Annotated in this window: 17 protein-coding genes and 3 pseudogenes; 18 read left to right on the top strand and 2 right to left on the bottom strand. The window is 51.0% G+C overall.

Going from position 1 to position 22398, the window contains the following annotated elements; all coding sequences use genetic code 11:
- Positions 1–48: 48 nt before the first annotated feature.
- The 9 genes and pseudogenes from M6D81_RS12850 to M6D81_RS12810 all read left to right on the top strand — a co-directional run bounded on the left by M6D81_RS12850 (position 49) and on the right by M6D81_RS12810 (position 8089).
- Positions 49–1086 (top strand): J domain-containing protein, encoded by a 1038-nt coding sequence (locus tag M6D81_RS12850; RefSeq protein WP_262677300.1) that lies wholly within the window; start codon positions 49–51, stop codon positions 1084–1086.
- A gap of 27 nt (positions 1087–1113) precedes the next feature.
- A complete protein-coding gene (locus tag M6D81_RS12845; protein WP_262677299.1) occupies positions 1114–2049 on the top strand; it encodes a hypothetical protein in 936 nt (311 codons plus the stop codon).
- 88 nt (positions 2050–2137) lie between these two features.
- Positions 2138–4417 (top strand): adenylosuccinate synthetase, encoded by a 2280-nt coding sequence (locus M6D81_RS12840; RefSeq protein WP_262677298.1) that lies wholly within the window; start codon positions 2138–2140, stop codon positions 4415–4417.
- A gap of 138 nt (positions 4418–4555) precedes the next feature.
- Positions 4556–5296, top strand: coding sequence for a plasmid pRiA4b ORF-3 family protein (locus M6D81_RS12835; RefSeq protein ID WP_262677297.1), 741 nt, complete (start codon positions 4556–4558; stop codon positions 5294–5296).
- A 230-nt stretch (positions 5297–5526) separates the two neighbouring features.
- Positions 5527–6225, top strand: coding sequence for an RNA polymerase sporulation sigma factor SigK (gene sigK / locus M6D81_RS12830; RefSeq protein ID WP_262677296.1), 699 nt, complete (start codon positions 5527–5529; stop codon positions 6223–6225).
- Between the two features lie 136 nt (positions 6226–6361).
- The gene (locus M6D81_RS12825) at positions 6362–6538 is read left to right on the top strand and encodes a hypothetical protein (protein ID WP_262677295.1); all 177 of its coding nucleotides are present in this window, start codon (positions 6362–6364) and stop codon (positions 6536–6538) included.
- Positions 6531–6722: pseudogene (locus M6D81_RS12820) on the top strand (hypothetical protein); the annotation flags it as partial. The gene M6D81_RS12825 and the pseudogene M6D81_RS12820, both read left to right, overlap by 8 nt.
- Positions 6670–6834 (top strand): annotated as a pseudogene (locus tag M6D81_RS12815) (sigma factor-like helix-turn-helix DNA-binding protein); the annotation flags it as partial. The pseudogenes M6D81_RS12820 and M6D81_RS12815, both read left to right, overlap by 53 nt.
- A 454-nt stretch (positions 6835–7288) precedes the next feature.
- The gene (locus M6D81_RS12810) at positions 7289–8089 is read left to right on the top strand and encodes an endonuclease/exonuclease/phosphatase family protein (protein WP_262677294.1); all 801 of its coding nucleotides are present in this window, start codon (positions 7289–7291) and stop codon (positions 8087–8089) included.
- A gap of 399 nt (positions 8090–8488) precedes the next feature.
- Here the strand turns inward: M6D81_RS12810 and M6D81_RS12805 are convergent.
- Both M6D81_RS12805 and M6D81_RS12800 read right to left on the bottom strand, forming a co-directional pair.
- Positions 8489–9098: pseudogene (locus M6D81_RS12805) on the bottom strand (SDR family NAD(P)-dependent oxidoreductase).
- 19 nt (positions 9099–9117) lie between these two features.
- A complete protein-coding gene (locus tag M6D81_RS12800; protein WP_262677293.1) occupies positions 9118–9987 on the bottom strand; it encodes an aldose epimerase family protein in 870 nt (289 codons plus the stop codon).
- A 219-nt stretch (positions 9988–10206) separates the two neighbouring features.
- On the opposite strand from M6D81_RS12800, the gene M6D81_RS12795 reads away from it, so the two are divergent.
- The 9 genes from M6D81_RS12795 (at position 10207) to M6D81_RS12755 (ending at position 22355) form a co-directional block, all read left to right on the top strand.
- Positions 10207–11397: a mandelate racemase/muconate lactonizing enzyme family protein gene (locus tag M6D81_RS12795; protein WP_262677292.1), complete on the top strand. Its 1191-nt coding sequence runs from the start codon at positions 10207–10209 to the stop codon at positions 11395–11397.
- 35 nt (positions 11398–11432) lie between these two features.
- On the top strand, positions 11433–12272 hold the full coding sequence (locus M6D81_RS12790; protein ID WP_262677291.1) for an amidohydrolase family protein: 840 nt from the start codon (positions 11433–11435) through the stop codon (positions 12270–12272).
- Positions 12265–13242, top strand: coding sequence for an aldo/keto reductase (locus tag M6D81_RS12785; RefSeq protein ID WP_262677290.1), 978 nt, complete (start codon positions 12265–12267; stop codon positions 13240–13242). Before M6D81_RS12790 ends, M6D81_RS12785 begins: the two co-directional genes overlap by 8 nt.
- Complete coding sequence (locus M6D81_RS12780; protein ID WP_262677289.1) at positions 13235–15244, top strand: DUF8034 domain-containing protein; 2010 nt, start codon at positions 13235–13237, stop codon at positions 15242–15244. Before M6D81_RS12785 ends, M6D81_RS12780 begins: the two co-directional genes overlap by 8 nt.
- A gap of 106 nt (positions 15245–15350) precedes the next feature.
- On the top strand, positions 15351–16304 hold the full coding sequence (locus M6D81_RS12775; protein ID WP_262677288.1) for an ABC transporter permease: 954 nt from the start codon (positions 15351–15353) through the stop codon (positions 16302–16304).
- Between the two features lie 56 nt (positions 16305–16360).
- Positions 16361–17239, top strand: coding sequence for a carbohydrate ABC transporter permease (locus tag M6D81_RS12770; protein WP_262677287.1), 879 nt, complete (start codon positions 16361–16363; stop codon positions 17237–17239).
- Positions 17240–17268: 29 nt separating this feature from the next.
- A complete protein-coding gene (locus M6D81_RS12765; RefSeq protein ID WP_262677286.1) occupies positions 17269–18909 on the top strand; it encodes an extracellular solute-binding protein in 1641 nt (546 codons plus the stop codon).
- Positions 18910–19006: 97 nt separating this feature from the next.
- A complete protein-coding gene (locus M6D81_RS12760; RefSeq protein WP_262677285.1) occupies positions 19007–20773 on the top strand; it encodes a sensor histidine kinase in 1767 nt (588 codons plus the stop codon).
- The gene (locus M6D81_RS12755; RefSeq protein ID WP_262677284.1) at positions 20742–22355 is read left to right on the top strand and encodes a response regulator; all 1614 of its coding nucleotides are present in this window, start codon (positions 20742–20744) and stop codon (positions 22353–22355) included. The genes M6D81_RS12760 and M6D81_RS12755 overlap by 32 nt, the downstream gene beginning before the upstream one ends.
- Positions 22356–22398: the final 43 nt, after the last annotated feature.

Genomic DNA, 22398 nt, shown 5'->3' with positions numbered 1-22398 from the left:
GGTATGATAGAATAGTAGAGATGGAAGAATTAGCTAGGAGGGAAGTCGTTGCATTCAGCGGAAGCCATACTTGGAATGACGATGCCGGGCGAGCTGTTCAACTGTAATGAAACGGAGATGAAGGAGGAATATCGTGAATTGTCCAAGCGGTGGCACCCCGACTTGAATAAGCAAGATCCTCTTGCCGCCGCCGTGATGAGTCGAGTTATCTCGTTATATGAGGAAGGTCTGAAGCACTTGAGCGAAGGGAAGTGGATGGGGCAAGGCTTTATTCAATTCCGGGCCATAGACGGGAAATGGATCAGATTAAAGCCGATGACCAGCTATTCGTTCGAGCTGGGCGATGTCTACGTATGCAAGAACAGTGTAGCGTATGTAATAGGCAAGCAGCATGAAGCATTCATCGACAATTACGTGCAGACCGTCGCAGGAATCCGCTATCACGATGCCGCGATGCAGAAGGCATTCGAGCCTGTCGTACCCAGGCTGAAGGGAAGGTTCGAGACGCTCAGGCAATACATGCTTATCGTGAACAAGCCGGAAGGCTACTTGCCGCTGCGAGACGTGCTGAGCTATTACGGCGGCGTCATGCCGGACCGTCATATGGCATGGGTGCTCAGCACCTTGTATAATATTGGCTGCTTCTTGTCTTACAACGGGATTTCCCATAACGGCATACATCCCGATCATTATTATATTTCGCCTTCGCGTCATGACGGCCTGCTGCTCGGCGGCTGGTTCTACAGCGTCCCCTATGGGGAAAGGATGCTTGGCGCGCCCGCAGATGTATTCCAGATCATGTCTCACCGGACGAAGCATCTAAAGCAGGGCACATACGAGACCGATATGGATAGTATACGACTGGTAGGCCGCATGCTGAGCGGAGACGGATCGGGCCACTGCCTGCAGGGGAAAAGCACGATGCCAAAGCCGGTATTGGATTGGCTGCTTGGCGGAGCTGCCGGCCATCCCGTAGAGGAGTATGAAGCCTGGGACCGCACATTGCTGCAGGGCTACGGCAGGAAGTCCTTCGTCCGCATGGACATATCGGCATCTGACTTGTATCCGCAGGCAACAACAAATTAGTCAACATATGAGGGAGGAAATGAAGAGATGGGTGGAGGACGTTGGTCGGCACAAGATTGGAAGAGCTACTCGGCGCGCAATATACTGAATAAATCGGCGGCAACGGGAGCGGGCGGCATCTACAGCGCCCGTACCATGGCCCAGCATCTGGACCCGAATGGCGTAATCAGGGAATCGCGGGATTCTGCGGACAATCCCAATTCGACACCGATCATGGTGGGGCTTGATGTGACCGGCTCCATGTCGCGTGTGCTGGAGGCGATGGCCCGCAACGGCTTGCCTACGCTGGCGACGGAAATTTACGAACGGCAGCCGGTTAGCGACCCGCATATCTTGTTCATGGGCATCGGCGATGCGCACTGCGACAGCTTCCCGCTGCAAGCGACGCAGTTCGAGGCGGATATCCGTATCGCGGAGCAATTGACGGCTCTGTATCTGGAGCAGGGCGGCGGAGGCAACGGCGAAGAAGGCTATGCGCTGGCATGGTACTTCGCCGATCGGCATACGTCGATTGACAGCATGGAGAAGCGGGGCAAGAAGGGCTATCTGTTCACCGTCGGCGATGACGGACCGACAAGCGTCATTACGAAGGAGCAAGCGGACAGGGTATTCGGCGATACGATTGCGGAAGACCTGGATTGCGAGCAGCTGCTGAAGCAGGTGTCCCGCAAGTATGAAGTGTTCCATCTCTGTCTGGAGGAGGGGGGCAGTTCCTCGCCTCAGGTAACCAGCTCGTGGAAGGAGCTGCTGGGCGAACGCGCTATTCCGCTAATGGACCACACGAAGATGGGAGAAGTGATCGTATCCTTGCTGCAAGTGCTGGGCGGAGCGGACAAGCGCAAGGTTGCCGCCAGTTGGGACGCTTCCACCAGCCTTGTCGTCTCGAAGGCGATCAGCGATATTACGGTTGCCGGCGGCGGCTCCGATTCGGATTCCGGCTCGGGCGGACTGATAACGTTCTAGCCAACGGTTCAATGAAGTCATCGACGCGGCTCCCGCGACTCCGAAGTCACGGGAGCTTTTGTCATGCGTCCGAAGGGGAGGGATGGGAATGAAGACAGCAAAGGTCGTCATCGGAGCCAATTACGGCGACGAAGGCAAAGGGCTGATGACGGATTATTTCGCCAGCCAGAGCGAGAGCGGCATCGTCATCAGATTTAATGGCGGAGCGCAAGCAGGGCACTGTCAGACAGGAGATACGCTTGTGCTGACACCTTACGGCATCCGGTATCTAAGTGAGATGGCCTCCCTCCGTGAGAGATATCGCATCGTCTATAATCGGGACCTTGACGGCGAAGCCGTCTCTTCGTCGCTTCGCGAAGAGAACAAGCTGGCACACCGAATCATGCTCTCGAACGGCGTGCAGTTCAAATGTACGGATGCGCACCCCTACTATGTATGGGACCGTCAGCTGGGCCAGGCTTGTTGGGTTCAGAGTGGCGACCTGAATAAGGACAGACATTTGTTCCTGTTCCCGAAAGCTTACAACGGCTACAGAGGCGCCAACATCGTCGTCGGAGATCAGATGGAGCTGATAGCCGAGCAGGAAGGGGAGATAATCGGCGAAGAAGGCAGGCTGGATGAAGCCGCTGCCGCCGACGCCTCAACGCCGGTTTATATTATGGAGGGTTGCTTGTCCATTATCGCTTCTTATCTGAAAGGACTGTTCCAATCCGCAGCTATACTCGTTACTTCAGCGACAGATAGGGGCAGCAGCTGCTTGCTGGTGCTGCGGCATCCGTCGCTGAAGCTGCTTCGCGAGGTGCAGCAAATGCTGTTCCTGCTGGGTGTTCCAGGTAATCTGCGCTGCAGGGGAGGCAGCTACGGCGTGGGGAACAGCAATGGAGAGCGTGAGTGCCTGTACTTGTATGGTACGGGAAGCGATCAATTGCGCGAGATGCTGGGGCTGAAGCTGAAGACTGCAGACAAGCGGTACGGTAAAATCGGGAGACGATTGCGGAGTCGACAGACCGTCAAGGCGGCTGAGAAAGCGGAAGGTGCGGATGGAGCTGCCATCATTGCGGGAAGGCAGCACGGATGGGCGCTGCCTGATGATACGGTGGAGCAATATCATACGGCTTCCATCAGGCGAGTGGAACGGAATTGGAGCTATGAGACGGTGTACGATCTGACCCTTCCGCTGTCGCACAGTTACATTGCCAATGGCGCCATCTCGCATAACACCGTTGTGACGCCGGGAGGCAAAGAGCATGTGTTCAGCCATTTCGGAAGCGGTGCGCTGCTTGGCTTGCCTACCTATTTAAGCTCGTTCTTCCTCATGAACCCGATCTTGTTCGCCGAAGAGTACGACCAACTGCATGCCAAGCTGCATGCTACGGTGCCGAAGGTGTTCGCAGACGGGGAAGCGATGGTCACCACACCTTACGATATGCTGATCAACCAGATTGTGGAGACGGTCAGGGGAGAGGGCCGGCATGGCAGCTGCGGTCTTGGCATTAGCGAGACGGTCGTACGCTGCGAAGAAGCTCGTTACCGTACCGTATTGTCGCAGTGCGCGTCGTTGCATCAGAAAGGGCAATTCATCGATTTGCTGCGCTCAATAAGGGACGAGTATGTGCCTGCAAGGCTGGCTGAGCTGGGGGTGTCCTTGCAAGAGGTTCCGGACATATTTCGGTTGCCCCTTTTTGATGAGGGGGTATTGGCGGCTTATTTGCAAGACTTCGATCTCCTGCTGGGACGGACGACGCTCTCGGACGCGAATCTGTTGGCTGCGTACGACAACCTCGTATTCGAGGGGGCGCAAGGCTTGCTTCTCGACCAGCATCTGGAGCAATTCTCACCGCATATTACCCATTCCACGACCGGGATTGGCAACGTGCTTCACATACTTGACGCCATTACAGACTCCTCCTTCCTTCAGCAGGGCTATCAGCTTGAGGTATGTTATGTGACCCGAGCTTACTTGACCCGTCATGGCGCCGGCCCGCTGCCGAAGGAATTGGATGAGCTGCCTTATCCGCAAGTATACGATCCTACCAACAGTCCCAACGAGTGGCAGGGAGCGCTGCGCTACGGTTATTTGGATCTTGATAGCATGCTTGCATTCATTGGCGAAGATGCGGTGAAGGTGTTAGAAGCTGGCAAGCAGACCAGCGTCAGCATAGCCGTCACTTGCCTGGATCAGACGGACGGCAAGGTCATTTATTATGATGCAGGCGAATTGAAAAGTGTGGCTGCGGAGCGATTTCCCTCCCGGTTGTCGCACAGACTCTCTCAACATATGACGGAGAGGGGAACGCCACTTGCGGTGGTCGCCTACGGCTCTTGGGGAAGAACGAGGGAGGCGGTGCGCAGGCTGAAGGGGGAGTGAGCTTCCCAGCGAATTTCCTGGTTTCGGCAGTTCTTTGCGGCAGGTTGTAGAGAGGGTGCTCACTTTGTACAATCAGAATGAAGATATTCGAAGAATAAGCTGGTAGTGTAATTTATTTTATGACAAAGGAAGATGAAGATGATGGCATACACTTGCAAAATTGAGCTGTTAGGTACGAAGCCGTCCGTATGGCGGACATTTCAATTTCACCCCGACATCACATTCCATCAGCTGCATGAAACGATCCAGGAAGTAATGGGCTGGTACAATTGCCACCTCTACGAGTTCGATGTGAACGGCACGTCGATTGGACTCCTCGACCCGGATGACGTATGGAGCAGCGTCGATAAGGATGCCAATAAAACAAAAGTAAGCCAATTGGTGAGCAGGAAAGGCGCCGTCTCCGCTTACACGTATGACTTCGGCGACGGCTGGGAGCATCGCATCAAGCTGCTGGACAATAAGGCCGAAGGGACTGAGACGGGAGCGCCGCTCTGTCTGGACGGAGCGATGAATTGCCCTCCGGAAGATGTCGGCGGTGTATACGGATATGAGCATTTGCTGGAGGTGCTCGCCGGTCCCGACGATGACGAGAAAGAAGAGATGCTGGATTGGCTCGGAGAGGAATTCGATCCTGCGTACTTCTCCGTTGCCGATGTGAACGAGAAGTTACAAGTGGAAGGGAAGAAGCTCCTTCCTAAGGGATTGAGTGCAGGCGGAAAGAAGCCGGTCAAGCTGACAAAGTCGAAGTTGAACAACTATTTGAAGGGATTGGAAGCGGACGAGCTTACGGAGCTGATCAAGTTGTGCTATGATTCCAGCGAAGAGGTGAAAAAGCTGCTTGCCGAACGGATATTGGGCGGAGCGGCGGGACGGTGAAAGTAGCTCGTTAAAATAGGATTAACGCGAAAAAGAGTCGGAATGAACGCATTTTCACAAAACCCATTGTAGCTTTAGCGAGGTGACAATGGGTTTATTTATGTGCTTGAGAAATACCGTACATGCACATCTGGGCCGCTGCCTACATACAATGTACAACTGATCATATTGCGTGCTGAGGCTTGTTGTCTGACGGCCTCTCGCCATATTTGCATGGGGGTGTACAGTGTATGGGGATATTTGCGGCCATTGCGTTGTTCATTAAACAGCTTGCCCTGCTCGTCTCGTATGTGAAAAACAATGCGTTTCCGCAGCCGCTGAAGGAAGATGAGGAAACGAAGCATCTGGCGCTCATGGCGGAAGGAAATGCGCAATCACGCAATATTCTGATTGAACATAATTTGCGTCTCGTTGCCCACATCGTCAAAAAATTCGATAATACCGGTGAAGACCTCGAGGACTTGATCAGCATCGGCACAATCGGACTCATCAAGGCAATTGAAAGCTTTCAGACGGGCAAAGGTACAAAGCTTGCGACCTTCGCGGCTCGTTGTATCGAGAACGAAATACTTATGCATCTTCGCAGCTTGAAGAAAACACGCAAGGACGTGTCCTTGCACGATCCCATCGGGACGGACAAGGAAGGCAACGAAATTACCCTGATCGATATATTGGGGACGGACTCCGACGAAGTGCCGGATAAGGTGCAGCTGAAGATTGAGAAGAGCAAAATATACCGCAACCTGGACATACTGGACGACCGCGAGAAGGAGGTTGTCGTCGGGCGGTTCGGCCTCGTGCATGGCGGGGAGGAGCGGACCCAGCGGGAAATAGCGAAGGAGCTGGGAATCAGCCGGAGTTATGTGAGCCGGATCGAGAAGCGGGCGCTCATGAAGCTTTATCATGAGTTTTATAAGGGGAAGAAATGAAATTGTATGTTGATGGGAAGCCGGCAGCGCCGGCTTTTTCGATCTGCATGTATAATCACTACTGTGATATACTTCTTGTATATGCTTTATATGCTTTATATGCTTTATATGCTTTAAATTGGAGTGTGAAGTCGGAATGAATCGTACACAAGACCTAGGTAAGCTCATTAAGCTCACAGGGGATCGAGCCAAATTAGATGCAAAAGCAAATGATACCTACATCATCTACAAAACGAAAGAGGGTGCGTTTGTAAAAGAGTTTAGCAATGGTGAAGTCGTTCGAATGAACGAACAGGACCTACATCATGATTGATCCCATGGCTGCAATGTTTGTTTTTGCGGGGAATAACGGCAGTGGAAAAAGCACCATCCGTAATCTAATTGTGGATAGGCTTGGTGTGAGCGTTAATATTGATCCTGATGCTTTAGCTAGAGGCATTGATCGAGAAAAACCAGAGAGTCGGAAAGTTTCAGCTGGAAAAGAAGCGATCAAGCTTGACCCAGAGGGAAATAGCGAAGGAGCTGGGAGTCAGCCGGAGTTATGTGAGCCGGATCGAGAAGCGGGCGCTCATGAAGCTTTATCATGAGTTTTATAAGGGGAAGCGTTGACTGAGGAACGCCACCTGGTGAAGGTGGCGTTTTTCGTTCTCAGACCAGTTGGGACACGAATAATCTTGAGTAAAAAAAATACTAAATTCATTTGATCATTATCCCGAAATCCCCGGAGAATCTCTGTAAAATCATTTGGGACGCGGTTTTCTGTATTATAAGATATTCTGATTATTTATATGGGAAAATTCACTTCTTGGAAGGCTAAATCGACCAGTGGGAAAACGTGGGGGTTGTATAAACCGGCAACCGCTTCGAGCGTTTATTCCTATAGGCCTTGGAGGGGAGAGAAGGCCGTTGAGACGGGATCGATAATGATGCGAACAGACGCTGGAGCCCCGAACGGGCAAAGGGTAGGTTGAGCAAATCCTCTCCTGTTGTTTTTCAATGCCAACAAAGATGAAGAAGTGAACGCGAAATGCGGTACAAAGCTAAGAAAAGAGTGGTGTTGCTAATGCTAGTTGCATTGTTTGTATCATTATTCCCTTTGAGTGCTATGGCATATGATGGCGAGTCTGAAGCTGCTGTCTCTGAACCCACACTTCGCGTCCTATCCTATAACATCCATCACGGCGCAGGTACAGACGGCAAGCTGAACTTAGGGCGCATCGCCGATGTGATCAAAAGCGCGAACCCTGATGTCGTTGCGGTTCAGGAAGTGGACGTTAAGGTGCCGCGAAGCGGGAAAGTCGATCAAGCGGCGGAACTCGGCAGGCTGACAGGCATGCATGTCGTCTTCGGCAAGGCCATTGAATTATCTGGCGGTGCATATGGGTTGGCGGTGCTTTCGAATTATCCGATCAAATCTACGGGGAAGATTATGCTGCCTAATATAAGAGGCGGAGAACAGCGCATTCTATTTTCTGCCAAGATCGAGCCGGATAACGGTCTCCCCGAATTTACGATTGTGAATACGCATTTCGAGTATATTCAGGAAAGCATTCAGATCGCTCAGGCGAATACGTTCATCGAACAGTATGGGAATACGACTCCGATCATTCTGGCAGGCGACTTGAACGCAACTCCGGAATCGCAAACGCTAGACGTATTGAAACAAAAGCTGGCTGATTCAACCTCCGGCATAACGGAAGGGACCATTTTGGAGCATGGGAAGATTGACTACGTCTTGCATGGCAGCAACGATTCTTGGCGCGTGATAGACGCACAAGTCATCATGAACGACATCGCTTCCGATCATCGTCCTGTCTTAACCATATTGGGATGGGAGGAACAGAAGCTCCGTCCACGACGTTAAGCGGTACGGATGCCGCTTTGGCGGGCTCAGACATTAAGGTGAAGCTCGGATATAAGTGCATTGCGAACATAGTATCGCAAGGTGGTGAAGATGCTGATGTAGCGGTTGCCACAGAGCTTATTCGGCTCAACAGGGGTGGATTTGCAGGCTAACGGTCGCGATGGAGCTTATAGAGCCCGGAAAGTGCGATATCGGGTGTCATTGCGTGAAATAGGCTCCGTGGCGACCGTAACAGAAGTAACATTGGGCTTTGAGACGCAATAAGCCTGTTGGCGACCGTAAGAGCCTGGAACGAAACGTCCGAAGAACGTCCGAAGAACGTCCGAAGAACGTCCGAAGAATGTCCGGCGAAGCAAGTCAAAAGTCCGGGTGATTTATTCCTCGCCCAGCGCATCTCCTTTACGCATTCTTGCCAAAGGTGACCCCGCCATCGATATACAGCGGAGAACCCATCATAAATTTCGATTCATCGCTTGCCAGGAACAGAGCGGCGTTGGCGACATCGTCCGGTCGACCTAATTCTCCGCTGAGCTGGCGTTTCTTGATGGCTTCGATAGCCGCATCAGGGTTGTCATATGAGGTGCTGAGATAGTTCTCGACGAATGGAGTGAATATGGTACCTGGCAATAGGGCATTGATGCGAATGTTGTAGACGGCATAGTCGACCTGCATCAATTTGGTCAAGGCCAGGACTGCTCCTTTGGTCGCGGAATAGGAAGCTCTTCGCGCGAGGCGGATCTCAGCGATACAAGAGGACATGTTAATCATTTGCCCCGTCGGCGTTCCATCATATGAGGCAACACGTATTTTCAGGCACGGTTACGTCAGCTTGAATAACGACAGCTTCTCTACCTTGCGAGCGTACCAGCTCAACCGTCTCTGACCCCTTATCCAGATCATAGTCAGCGACAACAACGATAGCTCCCTCTTTAGCGAATAGTATTGCAGAACTTCGGTCAATACCTGACCCAGCGCCAGTAATGATAGCAACTTTATCCTTTAAGCACATTTTCTCACCTCATTCAGTTTTAGGTATGTAGCTCAATCGACCATGATGTGATAAGCTCTTCGCCCGGCTTCATGAACCGGATGGAATGATTGGCAACCGCGCCCGCTATTCCGTCATGGCCATTGACCGTACATGGAATCAGGGAGGTCACATATGGCGTTCCAGTCTCGTCGTGATCATGCCACACCCATACATAGTTCATAAATTCCTTGTCGAAACGAATTTGAATGCTTCTTGGAAGCCCAGGATTTCGCACTTCGATCATTCCTTCATCCTCTACACGGTAGAACTCCAGTTTTCTCATCGTCTGTTGACGAGCGGGAAGCACGTCCACCGTTTCTCCTCCTACTATGCATCTCGTATTTTCATCCAATAAAGGAGAAGAGTGATAGGGGTGAATGCCGTAAATATAAGGGATGGCGCCGGATTCCTGACGGTTGCTATCATAATAGAGCCGATCGGTGAACGTAAGCCGAGTCCCCTCCTTCTCCAGATGAACGGTCCGTTCAATGCCGAGCGGCACATGCCTGGAGCCAGCCTTTAACTTGAGCGTACAGCCGTCGATTGCATAGTCCCAGGCAGCCTTGCGCAGATCGCCGTGATAGTCGTAATAACCGTTCTCATAAGTCTGATCGATGCCGGCGTTCGGGAACATCGTATAGCAGCCGCCGAAGAAATAATCGCCTAGCAGAGAGGGGACACCTTGTTCCGCATCTTGCAAGTAGCGTTCGATCTCTTCCTGATACACATGCAAATAATCAATCGCTGTTCGTTTGTCGCGGTACCGAAAGATTTCGCTCCCTTTATCCGGCAGTATGATGACCTCGATCTCTTCATTTTCCAGAATAACCGCTTTCATGGTTCCCCAAATGTCCAATTCGCGAATCATAAGGATGCCTCCTGCATTTTTCATCGACATTACCATTACATTTCTTGCAGCGTCAATCCTCTATTATCGGCTTTATGGCTGAATCTAAAAATATTAATACAAGACCATTAAATATTAAAAATATCGAGGCATCGTGGCACTTATGATAAGCAGTATCTTCAGAAATTTGTCGGAGGGAGCTGTTGCTTCAATGCTGCTGAAGAGAGTCGAGGTGCGGCCATGATCATTAAACGTATCGAAGTGTACATTGTCAAAATTCCGCCGGAACAACCGGTTGACGCAAGCAACAGACGCTTTATCACGAAGGATTATTTCGTTAATGAAGGCGTACGCTCCTGTGTATATTCCACTCATTCGGAAACGGTATTCGTCAAGCTTACAACGGATAATGGCCTGATCGGATGGGGGGAGATATTGGCACCTACTCATCCGGAAGTGGCAGCAACGATTATCAAATCGCTGCTTGCGCCGCTAGTGCTTGGCAAGAATCCGCTGCAGAACCAATATTTGTGGGACAAAATGCTGGATACATGCCGCGAAAGGGGCTATAACGGAGGCTACTTGGTTGATGCGATGGCCGGGCTTGATATTGCGTTCTGGGATTTGAAAGGGAAGGCACTCATGCAGCCGGTATATATGCTGTTAGGCGGTAAATATCGGGATAAGCTGCGCTGCTATTGCTCCAGTGTGCCGGGAAAAAATGTGCAAGAGCGAATGGAAAGCGTAGCCCGCATAAAAGAAGCGGGATTTGACGCTGTCAAAATTCATACGCTCGGCGGCAAAGGGAGCAGCAAAGAGCTGAAGCTGCTTGAAGCGATTAGGGCGGCTTATGACGCTGATCAATTGGATGTGATGTGCGACGCGCACGGGAAGCTGACTCATCAGGAAGCGTACATGCTGGGCAGAAGGTTAGGCGAGATGGATGCACTGTTCTTCGAAGCGCCTCTTATGTTCGAGGATATCAACGGTCACCGGAAGCTTGCGGAAGCGATTGATACGCCGATTGCTTTAGGCGAGCCGCTTCGCACGATGTATACCTTCAAAGAATGGATAGCTCGCGGCGCGGCAGAGGTGGTTCAACCCGATGTCGGGAGGAACGGCATTACGGAAATGATGAGAATCGCTCACTTGGCTGAAGCTTCCCATGTGTCGCTGGCTCCGCATTTGAGCACGCATCAGGCTGTCGGACACGCGGCTTCGATACATGTTTCCGCGGCGCTTTCGAATTTTTTAATCTATGAATACCAACCTGTAGCGCTTGACGCAAGCGCAGCGTACTCGCACGTATCTTTCAAGTTGGAGAAAGGGCGTTTGCATGTACCGAATGAGCCGGGGCTGGGCGTACAGATCGAAGAGCAGGCGCTGCACAAGCATGTGACCGAATATTTCGCAGTCGAGGGAGAGGCGTAATGGATGACAAGACTGGTACAAGGAGTTCAGCAACCATGAGAATTGACACGCATATCCATCTGTATGATCCTTCAGCAGGGAATTTCGAGTGGCCGACTCCGGATACGCCGCTATACCGCAAAGTAACGCCTGCCGATTTTGTACGGACAGCAGCTTCAGCTGGCATTACGCAGGCGGTTGTCGTTGCCTGCACGACCCAGCCGGAGCAGACGGAGCTAATACTGCAGACGATGCATGACGATCCGGCCGTTGCCGCGATTATTGGGTTCATTGATGCCGATTCAGCGGATTTCAAGGCGTACTATGATGAATTCTGCCGTTATTCCAAGTTTCGCGGATTTCGCTTTTTATGCGATAAGGAGCCGACAGCACAGACGAAGAGCAATGCGGCGTATGTTGCCGGGAAGCCTGCCAATGTGCTGGAATTTCTCGGAGAGTTCACCGGGATAGCCAAGTATCGGGGACTTGTCGAGGACAATCCGGAAGTGACATTCATCATCGAGCATTTCGCCCGAATGCAGACGGATGCTCGGACTTTAACGCGCGAGTACCGGCAATTTGTCGATGATATGGCGGCTTGCGGTAATGTATATATGAAGCTGTCGGCGTTGATCCCTCTAGCGGGAGCAGCGAAGGCGCCAACGGATGCGGAATGCTACGAGACGTTGCTGGAGACGGTGTTCCATGCGTTCGGCGAAGACCGCTGCCTGTTCGGCTCGGATTGGCCGCTTCTGGAGTTGAAAGGAAACTACGGCGATGCGGTTGAAATCACCGAGACGTTCCTGAGGGCCCAATCTCATGCCGCGCTTGAGAAGGTCATGCATCTCAATGCCCTGGATGTCTATCGTGTGCAGAGGAGGGGAGCAAATGAATAAAGTTTCGATGAAGCCCTATGTGCTGCCGGGGACGGAGTTGACGGTATCCGGCATTTCCCTTGGGGCTTCTTCCTTCGGCAGCGAGGTGGATGCGGAGGGCTCATTCAGGCAACTGGACGAATACGTGGCGCATGGCGGCAATTTTCTGGACACGGCGCGAACCTATGGTCAAGGACATATATCGGAGAGAACGCTGGGCGACTGGATGGCTGAACGGGGCAACCGGAATGAGATCGTGTTGGCTACCAAGGGCGGTCAGGAGCTGGGGCCGCCTTATGTCCGAACGCTGCGCTATAAGCAATTGTCCCGGCAGATCGACGAGAGCTTGAACCACTTGCGAACCGATTATATCGATTTATATTACCTGCATGTGGATGATCGCAGCGTGCCGGTCGAGGAAATCATAGACTTGCTGAACGACAAGGTGCAAGAGGGGAAGATCCGGTATGCGGGCTGCTCCAATTGGGGAGCGGACCGAACGGATGAAGCGAATGCCTATGCTGCCCGTACAGGACAAGCGGGATTCGTCGTCAGCGAGATTGAATATAGTCTAGCCGCAGTCAATCATCCCAATGATCCCGGCACGAACAACATTTGGATGGACGGAGCCATGCGCGAGTTTCATCGCCGCACCGGGCTTTCCGTCTGTGCATATTCGCCGCAAGCGCGGGGGTTCTTCACCAAGCTTGTCGAGCTCGGTGAAGCGGGAATCGGTGATTCCATGCACAAGCAGTATTATTCGCCGCGCAATCTGGACATGCTGGAACGGCTTAGGAAGCTCTCTGCTGAATCGGGGTATTCTGTCCCTATGCTCGCCATTGCTTATATCTGCCATCAGCAACGCGATTTCGTCACGATTCCGGTCATAAGCTGCTTGAATACGGAGCAACTGCGGGAATGCTTGATGGCCGACTCCGTTGAACTGGATGCCGGTATGCTTGCTTACTTGGAGGAGGGGCGATATGAATAAATCCGATCGCGCCGATATGCCGAAGATCCGCATCATGGAACCGGCAGCGACTATGCCGGAGTGGGCGTTATTGCAGCGCAGCCTGATGACTTTAATGAACGATTCTGTGCACCTATTGCTGGACAATTACTTGACGCCGGAAGGCGAATACTTCTGGCCCGATATCGAGGACTTTCAGACGTATGCTTACAGCAATGTGGACAACGCATTCGAGAGCTTCCACAGCTGGCCGCTATTCTACTTGCTTGGCGGCAGCAGCCGGTTTCTGAGCCTGGCGCACAGACAGCATGATGTGCTCCTGAGGCAGTTCTCCAGATTGAAGAAGAAGGATTTGGGCATCGATGAGGCATACGCCGCCCTTACCGGGCGAGATACGCTGATCGTCAACGAATATTTGCCCGACATTGACTGGATGCATCAAGGCGAAGCGGCTCAGCTCTTCTATCTCCTCAACCTTGCCGATCCGGATCACGAATCGAATCGGGTCCGTTCTCTGAAGTTCGCGGCATTCTGCACGAATGAGGACGACAGCCTGCCGGAACCGAACTATGATCCCGTTAATCGCGTGTTTCGATCCAGTCTGATCGGCAGCAATGGCCCCGCTTTTTGCAAATTTGACAGACCTTACGGTTACAGCAGCTGGATGGAGCCATACGGGCTTGCGTTTCATGACGTGCCCGGCGTACGGACGCCGCACGATTTGAAAGACCCGGACAAAGCCGATCGATACGGAGAGGTGTACGGCCGACGCATGCGGAACGCGGATACGGTAACCAATCTGATGGCCACTTCCATGGTGTTGAACGCATACTTGCATACGGGAGAGGAGAAATATCGGCGCTGGGTGCTGGACTATATTGAAGGCTGGCGCGAGCGATACGCCGTCTCGGGAGAGATTATGCCGGACAATGCGGGCCCTTCTGGCATTGTAGGAGAGACGATGGACGGCAAATGGTATGGCGGGCATTACGGCTGGACGTTCCCGCACGGCTTTCCGTTTATCGGTGACGCTCTGACCATTGCCGGAGAGAACGAGCGGATGTTGACAGGGACCGAGGGGCGGCTCAATTGGGTGCGCGAACAGCTCGACATGCTGATCAGCCACGCTGTTAAGGATGCGGAGGGCCGCTTGTTGCTGCCGCAAAAGCACGGAGACTGCGGCTGGTTCGAGTTCAGAACGCAAAATCCGTCTCATGCCGCGCGCGTGTATATGGACACGTTCTCTGACGAGGACAAGGAGCTGCTCTTCAAGCTGAGAGACGTCACAAACAACACATGGGAACGGATATCCGCGCAATTTGTCAACGGGAAGACGATGGGAGGGCAATATCATGCCTATATCCATTATTTGAATGGAGGTTATCCCGACTATCCCGCGTCTGCATTGCGCCACAGCATCAATCAGGTGTACAGCCAGCTGCGGAAGCTTCGCGAAGAGCTGCAAGGCGATGAACGTGAATGGGGATACCCTCCGGACAATGAGGAGCAGTATGAGGAGCTTCGGGAAGTAACGCGGCAAATTAACCGGAAGTATAACAAGCGATTCAGCGAATCGACCGTTCACTCCTACTTCCAGACGTTCCTGCTGTATCGCAGTACGGTCACGACCGAAGCGCTCGTCCATCTGACGATGGGAGGTCTGCCGCCGGTGTATAACGGCGGTCTGCTTCAAGTGTCAGTACGTTATTATGATGCGGATCGCGGACGTCCCGGCCTTCCCGACAGCGTATCTGCGCTGGTCAGTTCCGTACAGCGGGAGGAGATAACGCTGACGTTGTGCAATCTCCATCCTTATGAATCACGCCGCCTGATCGCTCAGGCGGGCGCATTCGGCGAGCATCAATTCAAGAGCGTTCAATGGTTGCCAGAAGAGGAAGAACAACCAATGACGATAAACGGCCGCTGGTTCGAGGTGGAGCTTGGACCGGGCTGCACGGGCGAATTGCGTATCATGATGAACAGATGGACGAACCAGCCTTCCTACGCAACGCCTTTCCAATAAAACAACACATTTATAAAAATATTGAAAAATATTCGATAAAACAAAAAAATCAAAACGATGCCTTTCCGCTATGATGAAGGTAATCAACAAGAGAGGAGGGGAGCGGGTGGCACCGACTGCTGACAGGAAAGTAACATCAATAATCAAGCCGGGATTAGCGGCAAGGCTCATTCGAAACGTGCGTCGCTATAAGGTTTTGTATGTATTGCTGATGCCAGGGTTGCTATACTTTACTATTTTCAAGTATGTCCCCATGTTCGGATTGATTCTGGCATTCAAAAAGTATAATGTCGCACTTGGTTTTTGGGATAGCCCGTGGACCGGCTTCAATAACTTCAAACATTTTGTCCAAGGCGTTTACTTCTGGGATATAATGGAAAATACAGTTCTGATTTCATTATACAAGCTGTTGTTTGGATTTTCTGCTCCCATTGTGTTGGCGCTGATGCTGAACGAAGTTGCGACGCAGTGGTTCAAGCGCACCATTCAGACGATTACGTATTTGCCTCACTTTTTATCCTGGGTAATCGTGTACGGCTTGATGACGGCTTTGCTGTCGCCGGGAGAAGGTCTAGTCAATGTCATGATCAAGCAATTGGGATTCGATAGCATTTCATTTCTATCATCGCCCGAATGGGCGAGATTCCTGGTCGTGGCATCGGACATATGGAAGGGAGTCGGCTGGGGGGCTATCTTATATTTGGCGGCATTGTCGGGGATTGACCCCAGCTTGTACGAAGCGGCCAGAATGGACGGCGCCTCGAAGTGGAGGCAAATATGGCATGTGACCCTGCCGGGAATTCGCATTGTTATCATCGTCTTGCTGATCATTAATCTGAGTCACATTCTGGATGCGGGGTTCGACCAAATTTTCATGATGGCCAATGTGTTTAACGCGGAGAAAATCGACATAATCGATACATGGGTATATCGCGAAGGCTTGCAGCGTTTGCAGATGGGAATCGCGACGGCAGTCGGTTTTTTCAAATCGGTTATCGGACTTGTCCTTGTACTGGGTGCCAATCGATTGGCTAAGAGATTCGACAGTCAAATCTGGTAAGTACACAAAGCCGCATCAAGCATCCATAGACTTGGACGATGGATCAGGAGGTAGGGATGGAACATCTTACAGCAGGAGAAAGGGTGGCCAAGCACGTCAACATTTTTTGTCTGATTGTCATTGCTTTATTGTGCTTGTTTCCATTTTATTATGTGGTTGTCATTTCGATATCTCCCGAATCGGAGGTTATTCGCAAAGGCATTATCTGGTTCCCCGAGAAGGTGGCATGGTCGGCTTACGCGGAAATGATCAACGGCAAGCACGGGTTATTGCAGGCCTATCAGATTACGATTTTTCGAACCGTCATCGGCACGCTGCTTAATTTGCTGCTGACCTTTATGACGGCGTACCCGCTGTCCAAAAAAACGTTGCCCGGCCGTTCGGGCTTCATTCTCTTTATCGTATTTACGATGCTCTTTAACGGAGGTTTGATTCCGACTTATCTCGTCGTGCAAAGCATGGGGCTGCTCGACACGGTTTGGGCGTTAATTATCCCTGGCTTAATCGGGACATTCTATGTCATTATTATGAAAAGCTTCTTCGAACAGCTTCCGACTGAGATAGGAGAATCCGCGATGATCGACGGCGCGGGAGAATGGCAGACGATGCTCCGCATTGTTTTCCCGTTAACGATGCCGGTTATGGCGACTGTCGGCCTGTTCTATGCCGTGTATCACTGGAACAGCTATTTCGATGCTGTCATGTACTTGAATGACGTCAGCCTTCATCCGCTTCAGGTAGTGTTGCGAAATATTTTGCTCAACGTACAAATGCAGAACACGGAAATATCGCAATTCAGCGATGGTAACAAAGTGAGCATGCACTCCGTGAAGATGGCAGCCGTCGTGTTGACGACCGTACCTATTCTGGTCGTGTATCCGTTTATCCAAAAGTATTTCACGAAGGGCGTCATGCTGGGATCGGTCAAAGGTTAAAGATGACATGGAAAAAGGAGCGGTCAAATATGAAAAAAACGAAGCTGAATATACCTATGCTCATGGTGCTTATAAGTGTACTATTATTGCTTAGCGCATGCAGCGGCAACAACGTCAACCAATCGGACAGCAACAAAGAGACGCAATCGCCGGGAGCATCGGCTAACACAGGCTCCGACAAGCCGTCTGCGAGCGCAGACACAGACCCGTTCGCGGAGAAAATGACGCTTAACGTGTACCATGCCGGCAGTTGGGCGCCGGGAACGGCATTTCCTCCCAAGGAGGACGATGTCCAAAGGCAATTGCTTGAGAAGGCTGTCAACATCGATTTGCAGATGACGGTGCCGCAGCAAGGTGAAGACATGACGAAGCTGAATTCGCTGCTTGCGGCGGGCAATATACCCGATCTCATCTTCTTCAACGATCGTACGCAAGCTGTGAAGTATTATCAGGACGGCGTCATTGCAGAGCTGGATGGCTATATAGAGAAATTCGGGGCGTTGAAAAGCAGGTTCACCGAGGACCAATGGAATGCGCTAACCTTCCAAGGCAAGCTTATCGGCACTCCGGGCTATGAAGCGGTGAGCGGCATTGTAGGCTGGTGGATACGGAAGGATTGGCTGGAAACGCTGGGCCTCGACATTCCGACAACGACAGAAGAACTATTCGACGTCATGAAAGCCTTTACATTCGACGATCCGGACCGCAACGGCAAGAATGATACTTACGGCATGGTTGTCGGTGTCCCCAAGGACGGCAACATATCGAGCCCGGCCGGCGCCGGTCTCGGCCTTAATGCACTGATGTGGCTGTTCGGCGTAAATCCGCATAAAGTAGATATTTCGGACGGCCATATTGTGAACCACAACACCGATCCAAGAATGAAGGAAGCCATCACTTATATTAATCGAATGGTAACGGAGAAGGTAATTGATCCGGACTGGGTTACGATTTCCGAAGGAGCCAAAATCGTCGAAAAAATTCAAAAGGGCAAGCAGGGTATCGCTTTTGCCGATTGGAGAATGATGGACAACCCGACGCAGCTATATGAGCTGAGCGGAGAAGAGGTGGAGTGGGTATCCATACCGCCGGTGAAGGGACCGGACGGCAAGCAAATTTTGGGCGAGAGCGCCTTCCAGGGCAATTTATGGGCGATTTCGGCCCGTGCCGCTGCCGACCCGGAGAAGGTAAAGCGGATTCTGGCATTGCTTGAATACTGGTATGCCGATGAAGAGGCGTATCCATACTTCAGTTACGGTGACAAGGATGTGTTCTGGAAGCTGGAGGGAGATACAGTCGTTCGGCTTATGCCTGAGCAGGCAACTGCCGATGCCTACCGTTACAATAACCATTACAAAATGCCAAGACGCGCAGACGATACGAAGTATTATAATTTTAAAAGTCCGGAGGTGACGGGCGCGGCGCATCAAACGAACATTTCCCACAGTATTTCGCCGAAGCCGAGCGTATATCTGGTTCCGGATGAATCCGATTCACTTTATCAGGATCGCATCAAATATGTGAACGAAATGCTGTTGCGATTCATCTACGGGCGCGAGCCGATCGAGAATTGGGATGTTTATATTCAAACATTGGAAGACACCTATAAGCTTGAAAGCTATGAAGAAAATATCGTGCAACAATTCAAAGAACAAGGTTTGATGCAATAAAGCAGGCCGGCGGCAAGAATCCCTTCTTGCCGTCTTTTTCGCCGTTTGTTACGATTGCGTTAAAGTTGTCCATACCGTTGAACAGGGGAGTCGTCCTATGAAGAGACGCGCCGGCAGCATGACGTTCAAGTTGTTCGTAACCTGCCTGGTTTTCGTACTTGTATGCGTTGCCATTATCAGCCACTTGTCATCTCAATTCGTGCGGAACCATGTCGAGGAGCGGGATCAGGAATTCATCAATCAGATTTTGTTGAAGGTGAATGAATATTTGGCCTTGAATTTTGTATCGATGCAATCGTTAATCTTTTCAGTAGATTCCTATTTGGATACAACGGATTTCGACGAAGTAAAGCTGGGACAGTACCTCGATCAGCTCTATGGCGTGAATATTCAATACATTTCAAATATTTATGTCATCAAGGAGGATTACAGCATCATTGGCGGCCGCACGATTACCCGGGTAGTGAACGAGCCGCTTGCAGAGCTGGAGCCAGTCTATCGGATAGCCAGGCAGAGCGCCTTCAGGAGCACAATCAGCATGCCGTACGATAATCGCTTCACGGGGCGAACCGTGACCTTGGCGCGGAAATCCAAATATAATGACTCGCTAGTTGTCGCGGTAGACATTAATATTCGCGAATTGGAGACAAAGCTGCTGCAAATTCATGAAGAGGAGCAAATCCAACTCTATATTGCCGATTACGGCGGCAATATCGTGGCGAGTTCCAAGGATGACAGCGTTGCTGCCGGCATGGATCGAATTGGCGGCATGTCTATCGCGCAGCTCATAGAAGCCGACAATACGGTCATGCGGTCCGATAGCGGCAGTCGTACCGAGAGCCTGTTCGTAAAGCTTCATTCGCCTGTGTACAATTGGCTGCTCGTTGCCGTAAGCGACGGTTCCAGACTGTCTCGTATTCTGGACGACATCAATGGACATTTCATCAGGCTCATTCTGTTCGGGCTGTTATTGAGCTTGATAACGGCTATGACGATTACCCGTTATATCCGCAAGCCGGTATACGATCTGGTTCATAAGATGAAGCAGGTGGAGCGGGGGAAGCTAGAAGTTAGTTCAGGAAAAGCAAGAAACGACGAATTCGGTTATTTGTCCCGGACATTCGATCGAATGCTGCGTCAAATCAATGATCTGTTTCAGAATGCGAAAGAACAAAAGGAGCTTCAGGCAAAGCTGGAAATGCAGGTGCTGCAAGCCCAGATCAATCCCCATTTTCTCTATAACACGTTAGGCGCGATCAGTCATGTGGTGCGATTAGGCAAATTGGACAAAGTGGATCCCGTCATTGCCTCCTTAATTTCCATACTGGAATACGGCATTAAAGATCCCTCCTACAAGATTTCATTGCAGGAAGAATTGAACAATGTAAGAGACTATATCACGATTCAGAATATCCGATATGATCGCGACTTTAAGTTGATCGAAGCCATCGATCCCGAGCTTCAGGAGTTCAAGGTGTTTCGGATGTTTCTGCAGCCTATCGTAGAAAACAGTATTTTTCATGGCTACAGGGGCGGACGGGAAGAGGGGGCCATTCACATTGAGGTTTATAGAGGGGACAATAGGGTCGTTGTCGATGTGATCGATCACGGCATCGGCATTGACGAGGAGAAAATAGATCATTTGTTGAAGCCTGGGCTGGAGGAGCGGGAGCGTGATTCGGAAGGAAGAGAGAGGATCGGTCTTGCGAATATACATGGCCGAATTAAGCTTCATTACGGCATGAATTACGGACTTCGCATATTGCGTGCGCCAGGGAAGGGGACCTGCGTCAGGGCAGAGTTTCCCATTCCCGATGAGGAGGGCGATAAAGGTGACGAAAATCAGATGTCTGATTGTGGATGATGAAGCGGTCATGATACAGCGTTTGACCTTTTTTTTTGATAGCATAAGCGGTAACGAATGCCGCTTCGAGCTGGTAGGCAGCGCTTATTCGGGCGATGAAGGGCTCCAGGCGGCAGCGAGACTGCGACCGGATATCGTCATAACGGATATCAAAATGCCGGGCATGGACGGCATCACAATGATTGAGCGCATGAAGGAAAGCATGCCCGATACCGAATTTATTATTTTAACAGCCTATCAGGATTTCAATTATGCCAAGCGGGCGATTCATATTCACGTTGCTGATTTTATTGTGAAGGTTCCATTAAATGAGGAAGTATTGCTGCAGGCGATGAATCATGCGGCCGAGCGAATAATGGCGTCCAAACGCGAGAAAGAGCGCTTGTTCAAGCTGAATATGTCAGTTATGAACAACCGGCATCGCGTGTTTAAACAGTTTTTTCTTGAACTGCTTCGTGGAGAAATTAAGGCAGAACAAGCGGCGGAAATCTCTCTCAGCTATGATTTGCAATTATTTCAGAACCATTATTGCTGTATGGTCATCGAACTGAACGGGTATTTCAGCTTTGTGAATCAATATCCGATATCGGATCAAAAAATATTGAAATACGGCATTTTGAATGTTATTGAAGAAACACTCCTGTCTTATGGCCCCGGCTTCGCTTGCGAAATGGAGCAAAACCGGTTTATCGCATTTGCCAGTTGGCCGCATTCACCAAGCAAGAAGGATAGCGAAGAGAAAAGCATGGAGCTTGCCCGGGCAGTCATTCATCATATTCGAACGTATATGAAGCAGTCGGCATCCCTCGGCATTAGCGGTCCGTTCAAGGGCTGGGAAGGGATTATGACTGCTTACAAGCAAGCTCTGGATGCTTGTGCCGAACATTATTACAACGGAATGGAGACGATCGTTACGCCAATGAGAAGATTGCCGGCAGCGGGAGGCGATCCGCATGCTGTCCGTCAGCACCTGCAGGAAAGCTTGCAGATGCTGTATCGAAATATGGAGAGCGCGGACGAAATCAAAGCATCCTTGCTGCAGTTGAAGAAGATCGCCGAAAGGGAAATGCTGCAGCGGGAGGCGATGACGAGTCTGCTGAAGGAGTTCATGCTGGCTGCAAGACACCGGATCTCCCAATGGAAGATTCAGCAGACGGAGGAGGTCGCGGAGGGGGAGCTGCTTGGCTACATGACATTAGCCGAACAGCTTGATTACGTCATCTGTTATATCGAGCAGCATCTCATATTGAGAGACAGCCCGGGAAGTCCGGCCATTTCGAAGGCATTGGAATATATCGATCGCAACTTAACGGAACGATTGACGCTTCAGATGATTGCCGCGCAGGCGAATCTGGCTCCGGCTTATTTCAGCAGCCTGTTCAAAAAAGAGATGAAAGAAAGTCTTGTGGATTATATTAACCGCAAAAAAATGGAGAAAGCGGTCGAGCTGCTGAAATGCGAAAACTATTCGAATTATGAGCTCTGCGAAGCGGTAGGCATTATGAACGAGTCCTATTTCTGCACGCTGTTCAAGCAAAAAACAGGCAGCACTCCCGGGAAATTTCGCAAACAAACGACATAACCTATGCGACAATGTTGCAATATTAGAAACAATACGAAAAATA

The organism is Paenibacillus sp. J5C2022, assembly GCF_025567625.1.
GTDB lineage: Bacteria > Bacillota > Bacilli > Paenibacillales > Paenibacillaceae > Pristimantibacillus.
The sequence above is the reverse complement of the archived record's forward strand: the minus strand, read 5'-3'. Positions and strand labels throughout refer to the sequence as shown.

What these genes read in the sequence shown, in the direction of transcription:
- M6D81_RS12845 (WP_262677299.1), top strand. Translation starts at nt 1,114, where the DNA reads ATGGGTGGAGGACGTTGGTCGGCACAAGATTGGAAGAGCTACTCGGCG.
- M6D81_RS12840 (WP_262677298.1), top strand. Translation starts at nt 2,138, where the DNA reads ATGAAGACAGCAAAGGTCGTCATCGGAGCCAATTACGGCGACGAAGGC.
- M6D81_RS12835 (WP_262677297.1), top strand. Translation starts at nt 4,556, where the DNA reads ATGATGGCATACACTTGCAAAATTGAGCTGTTAGGTACGAAGCCGTCC.
- sigK (WP_262677296.1), top strand. Translation starts at nt 5,527, where the DNA reads ATGGGGATATTTGCGGCCATTGCGTTGTTCATTAAACAGCTTGCCCTG.
- M6D81_RS12825 (WP_262677295.1), top strand. Translation starts at nt 6,362, where the DNA reads ATGAATCGTACACAAGACCTAGGTAAGCTCATTAAGCTCACAGGGGAT.
- M6D81_RS12810 (WP_262677294.1), top strand. Translation starts at nt 7,289, where the DNA reads ATGCTAGTTGCATTGTTTGTATCATTATTCCCTTTGAGTGCTATGGCA.
- M6D81_RS12800 (WP_262677293.1), bottom strand. Translation starts at nt 9,987, where the DNA reads ATGATTCGCGAATTGGACATTTGGGGAACCATGAAAGCGGTTATTCTG.
- M6D81_RS12795 (WP_262677292.1), top strand. Translation starts at nt 10,207, where the DNA reads ATGATCATTAAACGTATCGAAGTGTACATTGTCAAAATTCCGCCGGAA.
- M6D81_RS12790 (WP_262677291.1), top strand. Translation starts at nt 11,433, where the DNA reads ATGAGAATTGACACGCATATCCATCTGTATGATCCTTCAGCAGGGAAT.
- M6D81_RS12785 (WP_262677290.1), top strand. Translation starts at nt 12,265, where the DNA reads ATGAATAAAGTTTCGATGAAGCCCTATGTGCTGCCGGGGACGGAGTTG.
- M6D81_RS12780 (WP_262677289.1), top strand. Translation starts at nt 13,235, where the DNA reads ATGAATAAATCCGATCGCGCCGATATGCCGAAGATCCGCATCATGGAA.
- M6D81_RS12770 (WP_262677287.1), top strand. Translation starts at nt 16,361, where the DNA reads ATGGAACATCTTACAGCAGGAGAAAGGGTGGCCAAGCACGTCAACATT.
- M6D81_RS12765 (WP_262677286.1), top strand. Translation starts at nt 17,269, where the DNA reads ATGAAAAAAACGAAGCTGAATATACCTATGCTCATGGTGCTTATAAGT.
- M6D81_RS12760 (WP_262677285.1), top strand. Translation starts at nt 19,007, where the DNA reads ATGAAGAGACGCGCCGGCAGCATGACGTTCAAGTTGTTCGTAACCTGC.